Origin of the sequence: Chryseobacterium potabilaquae (assembly GCF_902728265.1) — a bacterium.
In the GTDB taxonomy this organism is placed as follows: Bacteria; Bacteroidota; Bacteroidia; order Flavobacteriales; family Weeksellaceae; genus Chryseobacterium; species Chryseobacterium potabilaquae.
In genome coordinates this window covers 1-19040 of sequence record NZ_CACVBR010000002.1, presented here as the reverse complement: position 1 = coordinate 19040, position 19040 = coordinate 1, and the positions used below count along the sequence as shown (strand labels likewise).

Sequence of the window (19040 nt, the reverse complement as noted above, 5' to 3'; positions counted from 1 at the left end):
TAATCTTTGTACAATGAGTTAATTATGATTATTAATTTTATAAAATAATATGAATTCAAAAATCTGGCTTTCCTCTCCCCACATGGGAGGAAATGAATTAAAGTATATCCATGAAGCATTTGATGCCAATTGGGTTGCTCCTTTAGGTCCGAATGTAGACGGATTTGAGAAAGATTTGGAACATTTTTTAAATGCTGATGTAAAAGTGGCGGCTCTTTCAGCAGGCACTGCTGCATTGCACCTTGCACTTATTGAATGTGGTGTTATACACGGTGATGAAGTGATCTGTCAGTCTATTACTTTTTCGGCATCTGCTAACCCTATTGCGTATCAGGGAGCAGTTCCGGTGTTTATAGACTCAGAAGAAGATACTTGGAACATGTGTCCAATAGCTTTACAACAGGCAATAGAAGATAGAATATCTAAAGGTAAAAAGCCTAAAGCAATTATAATTGTGCACCTGTATGGAATGCCTGCTAAAATGGATGAAATTATATCGATTGCCATGAAGTATGAAATTCCTATTATTGAAGATGCAGCTGAAGCTTTAGGATCAAAATACAAGAGTAAAGCTTGTGGCACTTTAGGACGTTTTGGGATTTTATCTTTTAACGGAAATAAAATTATTACGACTTCAGGAGGAGGAGCTTTGGTTTGCCATACTCAAGAAGATAAAGATAAAGCCGTTTTTCTTTCTACTCAAGCTCGGGATAATGCACCTCATTATCAACACTCGCATATAGGATATAACTATAGAATGAGTAATATAACGGCAGGTATCGGTCGTGGGCAAATGGAGGTTTTGAATGATAGGGTAAATGCTCGTAGAGCAATGAATAATTTTTATGTGGAACTATTTAAAGATGTAGATGGTGTCAATATTCTTTCTGAACCTAGTACAGATTTTTATTCTAACCATTGGCTCACTGCAATAACTATTGATGATGCTAAAACAGGTAAAACCCGTGAAGATCTTCGATTAAAATTTTTAGAAGAAAATATAGAATCAAGACCTTTATGGAAACCTATGCATATGCAACCGGTTTTTGCAGACGCCCCTTATTATGGAGGAACAGTTGCTGAAAAGCTTTTTGAAAAAGGATTGTGTTTACCTTCTGGATCAAATCTTACAGATCCCGAAAAAGAAAGAATTGCCCAATCAATAAAAAAGTTTTTTTCTAAATAGTATTATTTATTTTAATAATATTCATAAAATAAATATAAATAGGCTAGATCAGAGTAGTTTTACGGCTACTTTGGTTTAGTTTTTTATGATGATTTTATCTTGAAATATTGACCTACAAAAAAACACAAATTCTGACAGATTTCATATCTTTGTTGTAATTCAATGTTTGTGAGAAAATATCCCTTCTGGAAAATGCTTATGGATTACAGCATAACAATTAGTGCTGTTATTGTTCTGATTCCTATACTGATTTTATTAGTCGTAATAACTTCTTATGATACAGGATTCCCTGGGATTTTTGTTCAACAGAGAATTGGAAGAAACGCCTACCTGTTCAATATTTATAAATTTCGAACAATACATCCTAAAACTTTTCGAAAATCAAAAATAGGGAGTTGGATAAGAAAAAGTAAATTGGATGAACTTCCCCAGTTATTTAATATTTTAAAAGGTGATATGTCCCTCATTGGACCTAGGCCAGATATTCCTGGGTATTATGACAAGTTAAAAGGAAATGATCGCCTTATACTTCAACTAAAGCCAGGACTTATCAGTGAGGCCGGAATTAAATATAGCAATGAGGAAGAATTATTGAATCAGCAGGAAAATCCTGTGAATTATAATGATAATGTACTTTTTCCGGATAAGGTTAAAATGAATTTAGAATATTATTATAATCTTTCTATTAGAAAAGACCTATCTATATTACTGAAGGTTTTTTCAATTTTTAGAATGAAATAATTTAATTAAAAAATGTTATGAAATTATTGCTTAAAAAATTATACATATTGAGTTTTATGGGTGTTATCTCTTTATTGTCTGCTCAGATAGATATAAAAGTTGACCCTCTTTTAGTACCCATTGGAGTATTGAATGCGGCCATTGAAAAACCTATAACCGAAAAGATTACTTTACAGGGAGAGGTCTTTATTTCTCCGTGGAAATCTTTTGCTGGAAAAAAACTCGAAGTGTATATGGGAACTTTAGAAGGAAGATACTATTTCACTGAAGCCATGAAAAAATGGTATGTGGGAGGATATTTTTCCATGGCTACATTTGATCTACAAAAGTGGAATTATTGGAATAAAACAACAGTACAAGACGAATTTGGTAATGCTGAAATACTACCTGATGGTACTGTTCGAATGACGGAAAGATATCAAAAAGGATTTGCTTTTATAGTGGGAGTAGATACCGGATATCGCTTTGAAATCAATGAAAAACTAGGATTGGAGCTATTCTTGGGAATAGGAACTGTACAATCCTTTTATAAAGGATATTATAAAGATACAGGTGAAAGAAATGATGGGGCTAAAAAATGGAATAAAAGTGGAGAGTTTCTTCCAACGAGAGGAGGGTTGATGTTGACGTATCATCTGAATTAATAATATATTAAATATGCATAAGTAGTTATTTATGCTTCCCATTGCTCTTCTAGGGAGGGGAAGGGGTAGAAAAGTGACAAAAACTAATCAATTCATTGAACCCATTTATTAAAAAACTAAAATCTGCTAATCTGTTAAGAGTTTTTTCTTTAACAGGGATTTCTACATTGATAAAGCTTGTTACAAGTTATGTTACTGTAAAAGTGCTTGCAACCATTATTGGACCATCTGGAATTGCTATGATGGGACAATTACAAAACTTTACCACCATTTTAACTACGTTAGGAGCCGGAGGAATTAATAATGGAGTTGTAAAGTATGTGGCAGAGTATCAAGAAGAACCACATGTATTAAGATCTGTTTTAAGTAATGGATTTAAGATAACAGCCTATTTATCAATTTTTATAGGCTTTATAATTATATTACTATCTGGTTATTTAAGTACTTTGATTCTTCTGGATAGTCAATACTATTATATTTTTATTTTATTTGGTATTAGTCTTTTCTTTCTTTCCATTAATAATTTTTTCTTATCTGTCCTTAATGGTTATAAGGAGTTTAGAATGTTTATTGTTGTCAACATCGTAACCAGTCTTATCGGGTTGGTTTTTACTATTTGTTTAGTTAGTTTGTTTAATATTAGAGGAGCTTTAATATCTATAGTGAGCTATCAGGCAGTAGTGGTTTTTTTTACCATTATTTATATAAGAAAATTAGGGTGGTTTCAGAAAAGCTTTTTATGGGGAGCTTGGAATAAAGAAATGATAAAAAAGTATGCTTTTTATTCCTCTATGGCTATTGTAGCTGCAGGGACGGTTCCCGTTAGTCAACTGATTATAAGAAGATTTTTGATTGATGCTTATTCTATAACAGACGCTGGATATTGGGAAGCAATCAACAAAATATCAGGTTTATATTTAATGGTGTTTACTTCCACATTTAGCGTATATTACTTACCGAGACTTTCTGAAATAAAAGATCAACTTGCCCTAAAAAATGAGATTATAAAAACGTATAAAATATTTTCACCCTTACTTATTGTGAGTTTGATATCCATATTTCTTTTGAAAAATCTAGTGATATCGGTATTGTTTACAAAGGAATTTTATCCCATTAAAGACTTATTTTTGTGGCAACTTTTGGGTGATTTTTTTAAAATAGTAAGTTGGATTCTAGCTTTTGTAATGGTGGCTAAGTCAATGACTAAAATATATATTATTACAGAAATTTCATTTTCAGTTTTACAAATAGTAATATCCTATTTTTTAATAAATCATAATGGAGCTTTGGGTGCAACACAGGCCTATTGTATCAACTATTTTATTTATTTTGTAGTGATGTTGATGATATTTAAGAGTATTCTTTTAAAAAAATGATAATATGAAAATACTAATACCTTTAGTTGGAGTTTTTGGAAATGCCGGTGGTTGGAGGGTACTTTCAAAATTGGCTGATTATTGGATTGCATATGGACATGATGTTAGTTTTTTAGCATATGAAAAAACTTCAGAGCCTTATTTTCCTACAAAGGCGCGTGTTTTTTATTATAATCTTTTAGGAGAGATTAAGAATCATAATAATAGTGACGCGATTTCCCCGTTATTTGGACCATTATATTTAAGAAAAGCACTTATTAAAGCAATGAATTTTTTAGAAGCAGATATTGTTCTTGCTACTCATAGCTTTACTGCATACCCTGTGAAAAAATCTAATATTAAAGCCAAGAAGTTTTATTATATACAAGCATATGAACCCGATTACTATTATAAAAAAGATATCAAGACTCGGTTTTTTAAGTGGATTAGTAAGAGATCTTATAAACTAGGTCTTAATATGATAGTAAATGCTCCTATGTACCTTAGTTATAAAGAAATTAAAACGAATATGTTTGTATATCCGGGGCTTGATATGCAGAATTATAGTCCTGCTATTACAAAACTAAAGCAGGAAAAAACTATTTTAGGAACTATTGGGCGTAAAGAAGAATACAAAGGAACAATATATATCATAGAAGCATTTAAAATATTACAAAAAAAAATAGACAATATAGAATTACATATTGCTTTTGGAGATAAGGAATTAGAAAAAAATGATGGAATTAAAGTTTTGAATCCTCATGGAGATCAAAATTTAGCCAATTTTTATAAATCTTTGGATATGTATATTTGTGCGGGAACTATTCAGTTGGAAGCGGTGCACTATCCTATCATAGAAGCTATGGCTTGTAAAATACCTGTGATTACTACGGGATACCTTCCTGCATCATCTTTAAATTCATGGATGGTGCCTATAAGAAACCCTCATGCTATTTCAGATCAAGTTCTTGAGGTAATAAATAATAAGTTTACAGATAAGATGGATAATGCATATGAAGATATTAAGGTTTTTGAGTGGAATAATGTAGCATCAAAAATGATAGACTATTTTAAAGAAATATAATATTCATAATGCTTGAGAATATACCCTCTCGTATTCAGTCAAATTGTAATATATTTGTGACGTTTAAAATAAATTAGATTGTAGACCGCTTAACTATGAAGATTAATAATAAAGATTTTGATTTGCATGAATTGATACATCCCTATCTGAAAAGATGGACACTCATTTTTGGATGTATGGTTTTTGCTCTTATTATATCCCTTTTTTATATCAAATTAAAAGCACCAGTTTTTAAGGTGCAGACTTCTGTTTTAATCAAGGATGCCAAAAAAATGTCTGATGCTGGAGATATAAGTATTTTGCAAGGTATGCCAGGTTTTGGAGGAATGGGTACTAATAGTATTGAAAATGAGCTTGAAATTTTTCAATCTAAAAAAATTATTGAAGATGTTGTAAAAGACCTTAAACTACAGATACCAGTTTTTGCTGAACAAGGATTTTATGATTTAGAATTATATAAAGATACTAATCCTTACCAAATATTTTTGGTGAGGGAAAATATATATGGAGAGAAACCTAAAAAGCCAGTTACTATCAAAGTGCAAGGCAATGTCATCACTTTATCCTCCGATGAGCTTTCCAATGATATCAAAAGTAATTTTAATAAACTCATTAGATTACCTTACGCAGATATAATTATCACAAAGAATGGTAGTTTTGATAAAAAAAAGACTCAAAAGTTAGATCTAGAAGAAATTTATTTTAAATATATCGATTTTCAAGATGCTGTAGACTTCTATCAAAATGGACTAGCTGTTACTTTGCTTGATAAAGATGCTACGGTTATAGGGCTTAGCATGAATCATATAAATAAAGAAAAAGCAATCGATATACTTAATGCAATTGTTAAAAAATATAATTTTTATGCTATAAATGATAAAAATGTTGAATCCGAAAAGACTAAAAATTTTATTGATGATCGAATTAGCATTATTTCTAAAGAACTTGGGGATGTAGAATCGGAAAAGGAATCTTTTAAAACAAGAAATAAAATAGTAGATGTTCAGAGTGATGCCTCTATTAATTTACAGACAGAACAAGCATCAAAAAAGAAGCTTATAGAAATTGACACCCAGTTGGAATGGAATAAAATGTTAACAAGTTATTTTACTCACCAATCCAAAAATGAACTTATACCTTTAAATCTTGGGATAGATAATCCTGTTGCTTTAGCCAATATAAATAATTACAACAAGTTTGTCCAAGAAAGAAATACAAAATTAGAAAGTGCTACTCCATCGAATCCAGTTATAAAGGATTTGGACATTCAAATATCTAATCTTCGAAACATTATTAAAGAAGGGTTGGTTAAGGAAAGAAGTGCTTTGCAAATTAGCAGAAATAGTGTGGAAGAAGAATCTTTTAAAGCAAGTAAATCAATAGCTACTGTTCCTGGAAAAGAGAGAATGTTTAGGAATATAGAAAGACAACAGCAAATTAAAGAAAATCTTTTTTTATTGTTATTACAAAAAAGAGAAGAAGCTGCAATATCTATGGCTATCACTTCAGACAAAGCACGAGTAGTAGATAAAGCGTATGCTTTGCAAAAGCCTGTGGCACCACGGAAAATGATGATCATGGGAGGAGCCCTTATCACAGGATTTTTATTATCTACAATTTTAATACTTGTAAAAGAACTTTTAAATAATAAGATTATTGTAAGAGGTGATATAGAAAAGCTATCCAGTACTCCTGTGATTGCAGAAATCCCTAAAGCATTGAAAAAATCCGATCAATTGATAAAAGGGAATGATTTATCTCCATTAGCCGAAGCTTTTAGAATTTTAGTCACTAATCTTAAATTTATATTAAGAGGTAAAGAGAATGCAAAAATAATTATGGTGACTTCTTCTATGAAAGGAGAAGGAAAGACTTTTGTTTCTGTAAACCTCGCTTTAGCACTTACAACTCCCAAGAAGAAGGTTTTGGTGATTGGTAGTGATATTAGGAATCCACAGTTACAAAGATATAACCCGTCTATGAAGTTAGCACAAGGATTGACGGAGTATCTCAATGGAGATATCAATGATGTGGAAAATATAATCCATCCGAGTGGATTTATTTCAGGGACAGATTTTATTTACTCAGGAGCTATACCTCCTAATCCTAATGATCTTTTACAAAATGACAGATATGAAACACTATTAAATGAAGTGAGATCAAAATATGATTATGTAATTTTGGATACAGCTCCATTAATGCCAGTAACGGATTCATTCCTGATTTCTCATTTAGTGGATTCTACAGTGTATGTGGTGAGATCAGATAAATCATTAAAAGATTATATGAACTTTGCGAATATCAATATAGAAAATGAAAAACTAAAAAGTGTGGTTTTCGTTTTAAATGATATTAAGAAGTCAAACTTTGCCTATGGAAATCAATATGGTTATTCAAAAGAAGAAAATAGATGGTGGCATTTTTTTAAGAAATCATAAAAAATAAATAAGCAGACTAAATTTTAATGGTTTATTATATTGTTTTTATTTTTTCAGGTATATTATCTTTTGTTGCAGAACTTAAATATAAAAAGATAATATGTATAATCTTGGCTATTATATTGTCCTTATTTGCGGGGTCAAGAATAGGAATAGATCGGGATTATTATATGTATTTGAAAAATTTCAGATATGTAGAACCAACATTTTCAGTTTTCCTAGAGAAAAATCATTTAGAATGGTGTATGTTTTTTATTCCTGATTTTTTCAGACAATTTTATAATAGTAACATGGATGTTGCGAAGGCTTGCTTTGTGTTCTTCGCAACACTAGGGGTTAGTTTGAAAATTAGGGCTATTGCAAAATATTCTGAATATATTTTTTTAAGTGTAATATTATATTTTGGAAACTTATTTTTAATGCATGAGATGACAACTATTCGGGCAGGTATTGCTGCGGGATTCTTTCTTCTTTCTATTAAAAATATTGAACAAAAAGAGCATCTTCAATTTTTTATTAAACTATTGTTATGTTTCTTTTTTCATTCATCAAGTATATTGTATATTTTACCTTGGATGTGTTATACTTTTAGAGTGCCTATTAAATACTATTATTATGTTATTATTATTTCCATTGTGTTGGTAGTATTTAATATTAACTTGATTACCATATTATTGCTGGATAAAATATTTCCTAAAGTAGAATATTATATAAAAGCAATGGAATGGATGAAAGAAGGGAAAGTTAATGTTTTGAATTTTAAAATGTTGTTTGCCATGATTATAGTAGCTATTTTCTCTATGTTTTATTCAACATTAAAAGAACGATTTATATACTTTGATCTATTATTTAAAATACATATTATTTCTATTTGTCTTTTTTTGATATTGAGTGTATCTGGTGCGCAGGTGTTCTCTACCAGAGCTTTTGAAATGTATTCAGTAGTTCAAATTTTATTGTATCCAATGATTGTCCATATTTTTCCGGATAAGATGAAAATAATAGGATGGGCTTTGATTGTTGTTTTTTCCTGTATACAGACATTTTATTTAATAGATGTTGCAGATATATTTAAAGCATATGATTCATGGTTATAAATTATAAAACAATGATCCTATATAGTATAGTAAGTTTTAGGGAAGATTATAAAGAATCTGTTGTTTATAAAAATCTAACGCGATCTTTTATAAATAGTCAAGAGATTAATAAAAAGCTTCATCTATTTATATATGATAATACTGATGCTCTTGAGTGGAAACTAAATGCGGATGATGAAACAAATGCTGATATCCACATATATTATATACATAATCCCGATAATGTAGGTATTTCAAGAGCGTATAATGTGATCGCTGATTTTGCCCAAAATAATACCTTTGATCATATTGTTTTTCTTGATCAAGATACATATCTACCTTTAAATTTCTATTCTGTGTATGAAAAATTCTCAAGTTTAGAGAAAGATATATCAGTACCTTTAATTTATGGAGGAGAAAAATTAATTTCTCCAAGCAGATACAGGTTATATAGATCTTTTCTGTATGATGAGATTACCGACTCTTATATTACAACGAGAGGAAATTCATGTATAAATAGCGGGATTATGGTGAGAACGGATTTTTTTCATAAAGTAGGGGGATATAATAGTAAGCTGCGTCTGGATTTTTGTGACCATGAATTTATGGGACGAGTAAAATATTTTACGAAAAATTTGCATATAATTCCTATTAAATTGAAACAGGACTTTTCAACGAATACCAACTCAAAAGACAAAGCCTTATTTCGTTATTCATTGTTTATGAAGGATATTAAGATATTTAAACAAATAAAAAACCGTTTTTTAGTTACTTTATTTGTGGATTTGCCCCATCTATTAAGACTATCTTTGCAATACAAAAGCTTTGCATTCTTAAGACGAAGACTTTTTTAACCTGTTATTGTATGATGAGAGAGAATATATCCGTTTGTATGGCGTCTTATAATGGAAGTTCATATATAAAAGAACAGATAGAGTCTATTCTAAGTCAGCTTATTCACGGAGATGAACTGATTATTGTGGATGATACGTCGACCGATAATACATTAGATATTATTAACATGTTTAAGAGTGAATATATTAAAGTGTTTCGTAATAAAAAAAATAAAGGACACGTAAAAACATTTGAAAACGTTTTATCTTTGGCTAAGAATGATTATATATGTTTGGCGGATCAAGATGACATATGGATTAATGGTAGGTTAAATAGATTATTAGAAATAATAAAGGAAAAAAAAGTTTTGTTAGTTGCTTCCAATTTTCAAGTTAATAATGAGTCAGTGAATAATACAGAATTTCTTAGATTAGAAAGTGAAAATTCAAATAGAAATTTGGGAAATATATTGAGAATCTTTAAAGGAAAATCGGCATACTATGGGTGTACCATGATGCTGAATAAGAAATTACTGAAATATGTTCTTCCATTTCCGACTTATATAGAAGCTCATGACTTATGGATGGCAATATCTGCAAATATATTAAGATCTATTTATCATCTTGATGATAATACTCTTATTTATAGAGTACATTATAATAATTCAAGTTTAAAAAAAAGAAATATTAGACAGAAATTAAAAGCAAGATATTATTTTTGCAAAAATATTCTACTTATTTTAAAAAGGATAATATAAAATAACTATAATCTCAGATATGAAAAAAATTGTTATACTTGGTGGAGGAGGTTTTATTGGAGGGCACCTTGGGAAAAGACTAAAGAATGAAGGGCATCATATAAGAATTTGTGATATAAAAAAACATGAGTATTTTGATCATTCTGAAATTTGTGATGAATTTATTGTTGGAGATCTTACAGATCCTAAAGTTGTAAAACTGGTTATCGAAGACGGAGTTGATGAAGTATATCAGCTTGCAGCAGATATGGGAGGTGCATTATATATTTTCACTGGTGAGCATGATGCGGATGTAATGCATAATTCTGCGATAATTAACTTGAATGTATCAAGAGAATGTGTACTAAAAAAAGTAAAAAAAGTTTTTTATTCATCTTCTGCTTGTATGTATCCTGAGCATAATCAATTAGATCCTAATAATCCAAATTGTGAAGAAAGCTCTGCGTATCCTGCGAATCCGGATTCGGAATATGGTTGGGAAAAATTATTTTCAGAAAGGTTGTATTTGGCATATAATAGAAATTATAACTTAAATGTAAGAATTGCTAGATTCCATAATATCTTTGGTCCTCAGGGTACTTGGTTCGGAGGTAAAGAAAAATCACCAGCAGCTATGTGCAGAAAAGTGGCTGAAGAAATGGATGGGGGACAAATTGAAGTCTGGGGAAATGGAAAACAAACAAGATCTTTTCTTTATATAGATGAATGCGTTGAGGCTGTGATAAGATTAATGGAATCTGATTTTTCAGAACCTGTCAATATAGGGAGTGAAGAGATGGTTTCTATCAATGAGCTTGCCCAAATGGCTATTGGCATTTCTCAAAAAAAGCTCTATATAAATAATCTCGAAGGAAAAGAATTTTTTGATAAATATGGTTTTAAATGTCCTTTAGGAGTAAAAGGTAGAAATTCGCACAATAAACTTTACAAAGAAAAGATAGGATGGGAAGTTTCCCAGCCATTAAGAGTGGGAATGGAAAAAACATATCAATGGATTTCAGAGCAGGTCCAAAAAAAAACGGTTGAACATTCTGTTTAAAATGAAAATAAGTATTATCACTGTTTGCTGGAATAGCGAAAAATATATAAGAACAGCTATCGAGTCAGTTCTTAATCAGACTCATAAGGATATTGAATATATCATTGTGGATGGAGGTTCTTCTGATGAAACTTTAGATATTATTAGATCATATGAACCCCATTTTGAAGGCCGGCTACGTTGGATAAGTGAAAAAGATAAGGGTATTTATGATGCGATGAATAAAGGAATCAATATGTCAACAGGTGATATTGTAGGATTACTCAATTCTGATGATTTCTATATTTCTAATAGTATTTTGGAAAGTGTAGAAGATTGCTTTAATAAAAATAAAGTAGATTCTGTTTTTGCGGACCTCTATTATGTAAAAGAAGATGATACCAATAAGATTATCCGAAAATGGAGAACAGGTAATAAAAAATCCTTTATTAGTGGATGGCATCCTGCACACCCTAGCTTTTTTGTAAAAAAAAGTATTTACAATAAATATGGACTCTTTGATCTTACCTATAGAATAGCTGCTGATTTTGAAATTATGTTGAGGTTTTTGGAAAAGCATAAAATTTCATCATTTTATTTGGATAATTATATTTTAAAAATGAGGTTAGGTGGAGAATCTAATAAAAGTTTTGCCAATATAAAAAAAGGAAAACAGGAAATTTTAAATGCTTTTGAAAAACATACTATAAAAGTTCCTTTTTATTATCCATATAGAAGATGGATGCTTAAAATTTTTCAACATTTTTGAAGCAATTTATTATATTTAAAACCTTATAAAAAATTATATTTGTATTTCAAAGTAATATGTGGAAATAAAATGTAGATTTTTGAGAAACACGGCGGCATGAAAAAATATTTAAATCTTTCTAACCATAATGAAAGATATCTTTTTATTAATATTAGTAGTATAACAAGAAAAATTTTAAAAGAAGAAAGTTTTAAAAAATCTCATAAATCTGTTTTTTTTAACTCGGAGAGTAATTATAAAAGCATACTCGAATATATCGAAAAGTTGAATATAAAAACTATTGTTATCGAAACTTCAAATCTAAATCACCTTCCTGAAAAAATAACTAATGAAATTATTGAAGCAAAACTTCATGGGATTAAAGTATATGAAGTCCATGAATTTTATGAAAGAGTAAATGGGAGAATTCCACTTGTAAAATTAAATGCGAATGAATATTTAGTGGATGATGTTTTTTCTATTGGGTTGGAAAGCAATGATTTTTTTCTAAAGAGAATAATTGATCTTTCCGTATCAGTATTATTATTGCCGGTGGCACTTCCTGTAATTCTTTTTGGATCATTGCTTGTTTTTATGAATTCTCCCGGAAACGTTTTTTTCTCTCAAGAAAGAGTGGGTAAGAATTCTAAAAAATTTCGTATATATAAGCTCAGGACTATGAAAAATGAGCACTGTGGTGACTTTACTAAAAATAATGATGAGAGACTTTTAGCTTTTGGGAAATTTTTAAGAATAACCAAGATTGATGAGCTACCTCAGTTATTCAATGTCTTGAATGGAAATATGAGCTTGATAGGGCCAAGACCCGAACAACAAAAATATGTAGAAGAATCTGTAGCAGAGAATTCTTATTTTGATTTACGACATTTAGTAAAGCCCGGAATTACGGGGTGGGCTCAAGTCAATTTACCCAAGGCAACTCCTAAGGATAATTTAAAAAAACTTGAATACGATTTATATTATATCAAAAATTTTTCTCCGCTATTAGATGTTAAAATTTTATTGAAGACTGTAAAAGTTATATTTTCCTTAAATAGTAATTAATAAATGAACTTAGTTATATGGCTGATAAATGGATTTTATTTTGTTTTTTATTGGTATATAATATAATATTCTCACAGAATATTCAAGTTCCTATTTTTGCTTTTCATGGTGTTCCTCATGGTAAATACTCAACGAAGGAACAATTTCTCAATATGAAAAAAGCAGGGATAAATATTTGTTATACAGTGTATAATAATGATCAAGAAGCTCTAGAAGCTCTAGATGCGGCTCAATTGGCAGGGACAAAACTGGTGATTAGAGTACCCTCTTTATTTTCGGACACAGAAAAAGCAGTTACCCTTTTTAAAAAACATCCGGCTCTTTATGGATATTATGTAGCTGATGAACCTGTTCCCAAAGAATTTGATAATGTACTCAAGCTTGTTAAAAAAATTAAATCATATGACGATAAGCATATTGTATATGTGAATTTGTTTCCTAACTATGTTGGTCGTGAAGTTATTAATGGTCTTAGTTACAGAGATTATTTGGCAGAGTTTCTGAATAAAGTACCTGTGGATTTTTTATCATTTGATCATTATCCTATTATCAATAATATATTAAGAGGAGATTGGTATTCAAATTTAGAAGATATACGATATATTAGCAAAAAAAATAAAATTCCATTTTGGGCTTTTGCATGTTCTACGATTCATTACAATTATGCACAGCCAACCTTAGCAGGAATTAAACTCCAGCAACTGGGTAATTTATTATATGGAGCACAAGGCCTTCAGTATTTTGCATATTGGACATTAACCTATGAATATAATTGGGTGAAAGAAAAATATGGCTTTTCTATTGTAGATGATAAAGGAAATCCTACACCTACTTACAATATTGTAAAAACAGTGAATGAGCAGATTCAAAAGGTAGCATGGGTGTTTGCAGGGGCACAATCGGATGAAGTATATCATATAGGAGATGAAATTCCCTCAGGAACAACAAAATTAAATGCTACTCCAAAACAATTTAGATTTTTTTCAACATATGGTAAAAATGCCTTAGTTTCTTTTTTGTCAAATGGCACAAAGAAATTTGTCATTGTTCAAAATAAATCATTGACTGAAGATATTACCTTAGAATATAAATTAAAATCTTTCCTAAGTAAAGTAAATAATGATTCAGGGAAAATAATATCCTTACTGACCTCAAAAAAATATACTGAAACAATTTTGCCTGGAGATATTCTCATTTTTACCTATGATAAATAATCATTTATTATAATATCTTTGCATAATAAATTACGATACACTTATATTTTATGAAAATTAAAGAAACTCCCCTTAAAGATTGTTACATTATTGAACCAACAATTTTTGAAGACGAGAGAGGATATTTTTTTGAAAAATTCAACGAAGAGAAGTTTGAACAACTTACAGGGTTGAATGGGCACTTTGTACAAGATAATATTTCAAAATCCTCGTATGGTGTATTGAGAGGAATTCATTTACAAAAAGGAGAACACGCACAAGCTAAATTGGTATCATGTTTAGAAGGTAAAGTTTGGGATATAGCGGTGGATTTGAGAGAAGATTCTCCGACATTTGGAAAATGGTTTGGAATTGAGCTTACTGCTGAAAATAAATTGCAATTATATGTTCCTAGAGGATTTGGACATGGTTTTTGTGTGTTGACAGAGACAGCAGTGTTTTCTTATAAATGTGATAATTTTTATAACAAAGAATCAGAAGGGTGTGTAAAATTCAATGATCCTGATCTTAATATAGATTGGAAGATAGAGGAAAAAGATATGATACTATCAGAGAAAGATCAAAAGGCTGAAAGCTTTAAAGAAAGAAATTTTTAAATTATAATAGTATTCTGAAAACCACTTTATTAAAGTGGTTTTATTTTTTAGCCTAAAATCTTCAATATTTCGTATCTTTGCACACTCAAAATCAAAAAGATGCGTACAAAATCCGTAGGGAAGAAAAAAATTAATGTGGTTACTTTGGGCTGTTCCAAAAATGTATATGATTCTGAAGTTTTAATGAGTCAACTCGAAGCAAATGGCAAGAAAGTTGTTCATGAAGGGAAGGGAGATATTGTCGTGATTAACACCTGTGGATTTATTGACAATGCTAAAGAAGAGTCTATCAATACTATTCTCGATTATGTAGATGCAAAAAATAGAGGTGAGGTGGAAAAGGTTTTTGTTACAGGTTGCCTTTCCGAAAGATATAAACCGGATCTTATAAAGGAAATCCCGGATGTTGATCAATATTTTGGAACAAGAGATTTACCCATACTCCTAAAACACTTGGGAGCAGATTATAAGCATGAATTGGTGGGAGAAAGGCTTACAACAACTCCGAAACATTATGCTTATTTAAAAATTTCTGAGGGATGTGATAGACCTTGTTCGTTTTGTGCAATTCCTTTAATGAGAGGAGGGCATATTTCTACACCGATTGAGAAATTGGTTATTGAAGCCCAAAAGTTAGCAAAAAAAGGAACCAAAGAATTAATTTTAATTGCTCAAGATCTCACTTATTATGGACTGGATCTTTATAAAAAGCGCGCCCTTGCAGATTTACTAAAAGAGCTTGTAAAAGTAGAAGGAATAGAATGGATTAGATTGCATTATGCCTTTCCGAGTGGTTTCCCTGAAGATGTATTGGAAATTATCAAGGTAGAGCATAAAATATGTAATTATATTGATATTCCTCTTCAGCATATCAATTCTGATTTATTAAAGTCTATGAAAAGAGGGACAACACATGAAAAGACAACGGCTTTACTCGATAAGTTCAGAGAAAAAGTTCCTGGTATGGCAATTAGAACGACTCTTATTGTAGGATATCCGGGTGAAACAGAAGAAAAGTTTCAGGAATTAAAAGATTGGGTAAGAGAACAAAGGTTTGATAGACTGGGATGTTTTACTTATTCTCATGAAGAGAATACAACGGCCTATTCACTGGAAGATAATATTCCTCAAGAAATTAAAGAAGCAAGAGTAGAGGAGATTATGGAGCTTCAATCTTTAATTTCTTGGGAGAAAAACCAAGAGAAAATTGGGAATACTTACAGATGTATTTTTGATAGAAAAGAAGGAGAGTATTTTATAGGAAGAACAGAATATGATTCTCCTGATGTGGACAATACAGTGTTAGTATCTGCAACGGATACTTATATATCAATTGGTGAATTTGCATATGTAAAAATTACATCCGCAGAAGAATTTGATTTGTATGGGGTACTTATTTAAATAATTCTATTTATGGTGTTTATTTTGTAATATATTTTCAAAATAAATAAATTGTTGGTTTTTTTTGAAAAACAATAGTTTTTTAAGTAGAAAATTTAATTTTTTAATGTTTTTATTTCATTGATAATCAGTGTTTTGTATAATTGTTTATATATATATATAAATCTTTTTGATATAAAATTATGATTTTTAAATAAAAATATTAAATTTGTAGAGAAATCATGGCGTTTTAGAGTATGTTGTTGGAATCATGATATTTAAAAAAAGAAATGAGCTGTCTTTCCCTTTCAAATGGTTCATTTTCTTTATAATTTAAAGAAAAAAAAATTTAGGATAATTATCCTGTTTATTATAAATAACATTGATGAAAATGTAATTTAAAACCTTTAAAGACTTATGAAAAAAATTTTATTAACAACAGCTATGTTAGTTTGTCTTACCACACTTTCTAAAGCTCAGCAAGGACGAGTGGGGATTAATACTTCCGCTCCAGATGCGACTTTAGATATTGTAGCTAATACAGCTGACAACACTAAACCTGACGGACTGTTGGTCCCTCGTATGTCAAGAAGCCAGTTAACAGCTAAGGATGCTGCATATGTTGCTGCACAAAACGGAACTATCGTATTTGTTAATACACTCGATGGATCTGCAGCTGGTAAAGTAGTAAATGTAACTGCGACAGGTTACTATTATTATGACGCTCCTAATTCACAATGGAAAGGACTAGGAAGTGGTACTGTTGCAACAACATTTAATGTAACTTCTGAAATTACATCAGATTATACAGTTTTAGCAACTGATGATTATATTAAATTGAGAATTGCTACTTCCGGACATACTTTAACACTTCCTACTACAGGAATTGATGTAGGTAAAAAAGTCTATGTTTCCAATGCTGGTTTAAGTAATATTGATATTAACCCGGCTCCGAGAAATCAGACAACAGCTCAAGTTCAAGCGGGTGGCTCAGGGATATTACTATATATTGGAGGTGGAGAATGGGATTGGGTTACAGGATTTTAATATGATTACTTAAACTGACTAAAAATACTCAAAACATGAAATTAACAAGACATAATAATATAAAAAAGCTACTTTTTGTAGTCCCATTGGTTATTGGTAGCTATTTTAATGCTCAGGTAAGAATAGCAGATAGTAACGCTAATTCATCAGCAGCTAATAGTTCTGCATTTATAGATGCTTCTTCCAACCCTGCCTTTAATCTTTCACCGGAGAAGGGAAAGGGGCTATTATATCCCCGTACTGACTTAACGTTATTTACCACTTTTGGAGGACAAACTCCTTTTGGTATTCCTAACAATTATCCTAATCATTACGATGGGCTTATGGTTTTTAATACGGCCACCAGTGGACAAGCAGGTGTAGGTACTACGGAAGGAGGTGTGTTAACTGCAGGATATTGGTATTATGATAATAAATCGGGAACGACAAATGGAGGTACTTGGAGACCAGTTGGTGGTAGTGGAGCTTCACCAAAAGTCGATATTTTAACTACAGAAACGATGACAAATACTTTAGTTAATAGTGCACAAGTATTTGCAATTAAAGGTAGTTTTACTGCGACTGGAGCATCGACAGCCGTTAATATTCCTGCACCTACTGGAATGACTTCATTGTATTCCATTACTATTTATAAAGCAGGTACTGGAACAGTATTTTCCAGAGATTTATATTCATATGATGTAGTTGCAACCCCTGGGAATGCTATTACAGGTTCACCTACTATGTCTATAGTATACCCAAGTGGAACTTATGATTATGTATTAGAATATCTTAAATAACAAGATTTATTTATAATAAACACGGGACCAATGAGAAATTTCTCATTGGTTTTTTAGTGTATAGAAAATGAGAGTGAATAATGGATAAATTATTAATCCATATTTTCAGATGTATAATGCAGGATCGATAAATTTCCCTCTAAGAAGAGTGTTTGATTACTTATCTTATAGTCCTACTAAATATATGAATATTCATTCTCTAAAGTATCTTTATATTTATTGCTTATTTTATTTAATAATTTGATTTACAGGTTATTATTGGTATTGTATGGGTGAGAATTATGTGTAAATTAGTTAATTTTATTAACGTTTTTGATTTTATTTTAACGTTTTTTAACAGTGTTGCGTAAATGTCCTTTTAGTAGTAGGTTACAGGGGTTTTTAAGGTTTATTTAATTTTTCATTAACGTTTTTTAACAGTCCGAGTAGGGACTTTAGAATATTCCTAATACTTTTGCTCCGTCATAACCCATAAAATTTCAAAATGATGAAAAGATTCATTCTCGTAATCATAATGATGATTTCAACCCTTGGTGTTTATTCTTTTAGTAATAATACCAAAGATGCGAAAAAAACAAGCTATGCATCGTACTACCACGATAAATTTAATGGTAGAAAAACCGCTAACGGTGAGATTTTTGATAATTCTAAATTTACCGCAGCGAACAGAACGCTTCCATTTGGTACGAAAGTTAGAGTTACCAATTTGAACAATGGTAAAGAGGTAGTAGTAAGAATTAATGATAGAGGACCTTACCATGCATCAAGATCTTTAGATATGTCTAAAGCAGCGTTCGATGAGATCGGAAATATTGCCAGTGGTACTATTCCGATTGAATATGAAATTGTCGATTAAATTTATGATTTAAATTAAAAAAAGCCAGCTATTTCAGCTGGCTTTTTGTTTTTATATAGATGTCTGATCCTAACATAGCGTTACACAAAAACAGTAATGTTATGAAAGATCTTAATAATCAGTATATAAAACGTAGTCAAAAAGACTATAGCCTATCCTTTAAACTCTCTGTAGTACAAGAAGTGGAGAGTGGTTCGATCGGCAATCGAGCTGCCATGCGTA

At 30.5% G+C, this 19040-nt stretch carries 18 protein-coding genes; all 18 read left to right on the top strand.

Going from position 1 to position 19040, the window contains the following annotated elements; translation table 11 throughout:
- Positions 1-49 precede the first annotated feature (49 nt).
- The 18 genes from CHRY9293_RS01305 to CHRY9293_RS01220 all read left to right on the top strand — a co-directional run bounded on the left by CHRY9293_RS01305 (position 50) and on the right by CHRY9293_RS01220 (position 18818).
- On the top strand, positions 50-1186 hold the full coding sequence (locus tag CHRY9293_RS01305; protein WP_162031261.1) for an aminotransferase class I/II-fold pyridoxal phosphate-dependent enzyme: 1137 nt from the start codon (positions 50-52) through the stop codon (positions 1184-1186).
- Positions 1187-1384: 198 nt separating this feature from the next.
- The gene (locus tag CHRY9293_RS01300) at positions 1385-1927 is read left to right on the top strand and encodes a sugar transferase (RefSeq protein ID WP_228455437.1); all 543 of its coding nucleotides are present in this window, start codon (positions 1385-1387) and stop codon (positions 1925-1927) included.
- A 17-nt stretch (positions 1928-1944) separates the two neighbouring features.
- Positions 1945-2571, top strand: coding sequence for a DUF3575 domain-containing protein (locus tag CHRY9293_RS01295; RefSeq protein WP_162031259.1), 627 nt, complete (start codon positions 1945-1947; stop codon positions 2569-2571).
- Between the two features lie 95 nt (positions 2572-2666).
- Positions 2667-3947 carry an O-antigen translocase gene (locus tag CHRY9293_RS01290; RefSeq protein WP_162031258.1) on the top strand — a complete coding sequence of 427 codons (1281 nt, stop codon included), beginning with the start codon at positions 2667-2669 and terminating at the stop codon, positions 3945-3947.
- Positions 3948-3951: 4 nt separating this feature from the next.
- Entirely contained in the window at positions 3952-5010 is a 1059-nt protein-coding gene (locus CHRY9293_RS01285; RefSeq protein WP_162031257.1) for a glycosyltransferase family 4 protein, read from the top strand.
- Between the two features lie 95 nt (positions 5011-5105).
- Positions 5106-7448 (top strand): GumC family protein, encoded by a 2343-nt coding sequence (locus CHRY9293_RS01280; RefSeq protein WP_162031256.1) that lies wholly within the window; start codon positions 5106-5108, stop codon positions 7446-7448.
- Positions 7449-7474: 26 nt separating this feature from the next.
- Positions 7475-8545: an EpsG family protein gene (locus CHRY9293_RS01275; RefSeq protein WP_228455436.1), complete on the top strand. Its 1071-nt coding sequence runs from the start codon at positions 7475-7477 to the stop codon at positions 8543-8545.
- An 11-nt stretch (positions 8546-8556) separates the two neighbouring features.
- Positions 8557-9378 (top strand): glycosyltransferase, encoded by an 822-nt coding sequence (locus CHRY9293_RS01270; protein WP_162031254.1) that lies wholly within the window; start codon positions 8557-8559, stop codon positions 9376-9378.
- Positions 9379-9389: 11 nt separating this feature from the next.
- Positions 9390-10115 (top strand): glycosyltransferase, encoded by a 726-nt coding sequence (locus CHRY9293_RS01265; protein WP_162031253.1) that lies wholly within the window; start codon positions 9390-9392, stop codon positions 10113-10115.
- A gap of 19 nt (positions 10116-10134) precedes the next feature.
- Complete coding sequence (locus tag CHRY9293_RS01260) at positions 10135-11154, top strand: NAD-dependent epimerase/dehydratase family protein (RefSeq protein ID WP_162031252.1); 1020 nt, start codon at positions 10135-10137, stop codon at positions 11152-11154.
- A gap of 1 nt (position 11155) precedes the next feature.
- The gene (locus CHRY9293_RS01255; protein WP_162031251.1) at positions 11156-11902 is read left to right on the top strand and encodes a glycosyltransferase family 2 protein; all 747 of its coding nucleotides are present in this window, start codon (positions 11156-11158) and stop codon (positions 11900-11902) included.
- A gap of 96 nt (positions 11903-11998) precedes the next feature.
- Positions 11999-12946 (top strand): sugar transferase, encoded by a 948-nt coding sequence (locus CHRY9293_RS01250; protein WP_162031250.1) that lies wholly within the window; start codon positions 11999-12001, stop codon positions 12944-12946.
- A 17-nt stretch (positions 12947-12963) separates the two neighbouring features.
- Positions 12964-14160, top strand: coding sequence for a hypothetical protein (locus tag CHRY9293_RS01245; RefSeq protein ID WP_162031249.1), 1197 nt, complete (start codon positions 12964-12966; stop codon positions 14158-14160).
- 50 nt (positions 14161-14210) lie between these two features.
- The gene (rfbC, locus tag CHRY9293_RS01240) at positions 14211-14756 is read left to right on the top strand and encodes a dTDP-4-dehydrorhamnose 3,5-epimerase (RefSeq protein ID WP_162031248.1); all 546 of its coding nucleotides are present in this window, start codon (positions 14211-14213) and stop codon (positions 14754-14756) included.
- A gap of 99 nt (positions 14757-14855) precedes the next feature.
- Entirely contained in the window at positions 14856-16157 is a 1302-nt protein-coding gene (rimO, locus tag CHRY9293_RS01235) for a 30S ribosomal protein S12 methylthiotransferase RimO (protein ID WP_162031247.1), read from the top strand.
- A gap of 396 nt (positions 16158-16553) precedes the next feature.
- Positions 16554-17183 carry a hypothetical protein gene (locus tag CHRY9293_RS01230; RefSeq protein WP_162031246.1) on the top strand — a complete coding sequence of 210 codons (630 nt, stop codon included), beginning with the start codon at positions 16554-16556 and terminating at the stop codon, positions 17181-17183.
- Positions 17184-17218: 35 nt separating this feature from the next.
- Positions 17219-17962: a hypothetical protein gene (locus CHRY9293_RS01225; RefSeq protein ID WP_162031245.1), complete on the top strand. Its 744-nt coding sequence runs from the start codon at positions 17219-17221 to the stop codon at positions 17960-17962.
- A 484-nt stretch (positions 17963-18446) separates the two neighbouring features.
- Positions 18447-18818 carry a septal ring lytic transglycosylase RlpA family protein gene (locus CHRY9293_RS01220; RefSeq protein WP_122635824.1) on the top strand — a complete coding sequence of 124 codons (372 nt, stop codon included), beginning with the start codon at positions 18447-18449 and terminating at the stop codon, positions 18816-18818.
- Positions 18819-19040 lie beyond the last annotated feature (222 nt).